This window comes from Dissulfurispira sp. (assembly GCF_036745535.1).
Taxonomy (GTDB): Bacteria; Nitrospirota; Thermodesulfovibrionia; order Thermodesulfovibrionales; family Dissulfurispiraceae; genus Dissulfurispira.
On record NZ_DAIOFX010000179.1, the window covers coordinates 1 to 1,464 of the forward strand.

General features: G+C 43.9%; 3 protein-coding genes and 1 tRNA gene. 2 read left to right on the plus strand and 2 right to left on the minus strand.

What is annotated here, in order from left to right; genetic code table 11:
• Positions 1-30 precede the first annotated feature (30 nt).
• Complete coding sequence (locus V7L97_RS12645) at positions 31-774, minus strand: radical SAM protein (RefSeq protein WP_333656545.1); 744 nt, start codon at positions 772-774, stop codon at positions 31-33.
• A 70-nt stretch (positions 775-844) separates the two neighbouring features.
• Here V7L97_RS12645 and V7L97_RS12650 point away from each other — a divergent pair, with 70 nt between their 5' ends.
• Complete coding sequence (locus V7L97_RS12650; protein WP_333656546.1) at positions 845-1,054, plus strand: hypothetical protein; 210 nt, start codon at positions 845-847, stop codon at positions 1,052-1,054.
• Positions 1,051-1,323 carry a hypothetical protein gene (locus tag V7L97_RS12655; protein ID WP_333656548.1) on the plus strand — a complete coding sequence of 91 codons (273 nt, stop codon included), beginning with the start codon at positions 1,051-1,053 and terminating at the stop codon, positions 1,321-1,323. Before V7L97_RS12650 ends, V7L97_RS12655 begins: the two co-directional genes overlap by 4 nt.
• 1 nt (position 1,324) lies before the next feature.
• On the opposite strand, the gene V7L97_RS12660 is transcribed toward V7L97_RS12655, so the two are convergent.
• Positions 1,325-1,412: transfer RNA gene (locus V7L97_RS12660), tRNA-Ser, on the minus strand.
• Positions 1,413-1,464: the final 52 nt, after the last annotated feature.

Here is a 1,464-nt window from a genome sequence, read left to right on the forward strand (position 1 = left end):
TTAACAGATTGTAATTGCCGTGCTCTCCTTTTAGCTCACTCCCTTATAGTAAGCTGAATTAAGGGAAAGCTTTATCATCTCATCGAGCAATCCCTTATGCATGGAGCCGTTTGTCTCCCAGCATATCCTGAAGATCCTGTCCTTATTTTCTTCAACTGCGAGCTTTGATGCCCTAATGGCAAATGGAAGCTGCGGCGTTGGGTCGCCTCCGAAATAACAGATACAGGATGTCTTTTCATCGACATCCGAAACAAGTTCCTGCACAGGGATTGTATAAGGTTTAAGGGTTTCCTGTCTGAAGTGCCAGTTCTGGCAGAAAAGGCAGTTGAATGAACATGCATGGAAGAATACCGCAAGATTTTTATATCCGTATTCAGGGCCTTTGGTATAGGCATATTTTGGATAGCCTGCTCCTGTCCCCCCAGGACATATCCAGTCTCCAACACAGTTTGTTGGCAATGGGTCGTGATACCATGAGAGCTTTCCTTCTTCTGGAGATACGCCGATGAGTTTTCCGCCTTCATTTCTCCTTAATCCGCAGTATCCCATCCCACCTTCAGGGATTCTGCACTCATTCACACAGATATTGCATGGAAGGCCCTGGGGGTTCTTTGGCGGTCTTTCCGGTAATCCAAAGACAGCCCTGCTTTTTGCGTGAGCCTGCATCGCAATTGGAAGGGCACCATCGGGTCTTTCTCTTATGCATTTAAGGCATACTCCTATTTCTTTTGAAATAAAGTCTGAAGTAGTATTGCATAAGTTACACCGTGCCATTATCTTACTCCTAATGCAACTATATCAGGGTATGTTTTGGTGGTCAATATTAAAAGTGTTAAAATAAATTATGTTCTACGATGATTCAGCCATAAGATTCAGCGATGAAAAGGGTTTTGGAGAATCCTATTACATCCTCTGCCCTGTGTGCTGGAACTCGGGCATAAAAGTGACACGCTGGGAAGACGGCACAGAAGATGTAACAGATTGCGCTGTATGCGAAAGGATGGAAATATTAATGGATGCAGATGCGCTTCTTTGTGATATAAATAGATTATGAACAGACAGGAAACACACATAAAAGAGATACGGGAGCTTGCAAAAAAATTTACTCCGGAGCAGATAGACAGTTGCATTGTACAGCAGATGCATGAAGGGACAAACATATGTGACATATCAGGTCCAACAGAATATGTGATAAATGAATTGTCCAAAGCAGGGTTCGTAAGGGATTTGATGGATAAAGGAATGTCAATGTCCGATGCAGTGCGCGAACTTGCAAAAAGGATACGCCTTGTGCAGATGGCATTTAAAGAGGAGAGGGAATAAGCGGAGGGGGAGGGATTCGAACCCCCGGTGAGATGCAATCCCACAACGGTTTTCAAGACCGCCGCTTTAAACCGCTCAGCCACCCCTCCAGAGAATTAGCTATTTTATCAAACTTCAAACAGAAAATTCTATAAAAGCCTT

Excerpts from the sequence above, each read along its gene's own strand:
- V7L97_RS12645 (WP_333656545.1), bottom strand. The coding sequence starts at position 774 with ATGGCACGGTGTAACTTATGCAATACTACTTCAGACTTTATTTCAAAA.
- V7L97_RS12650 (WP_333656546.1), top strand. The coding sequence starts at position 845 with ATGTTCTACGATGATTCAGCCATAAGATTCAGCGATGAAAAGGGTTTT.
- V7L97_RS12655 (WP_333656548.1), top strand. The coding sequence starts at position 1,051 with ATGAACAGACAGGAAACACACATAAAAGAGATACGGGAGCTTGCAAAA.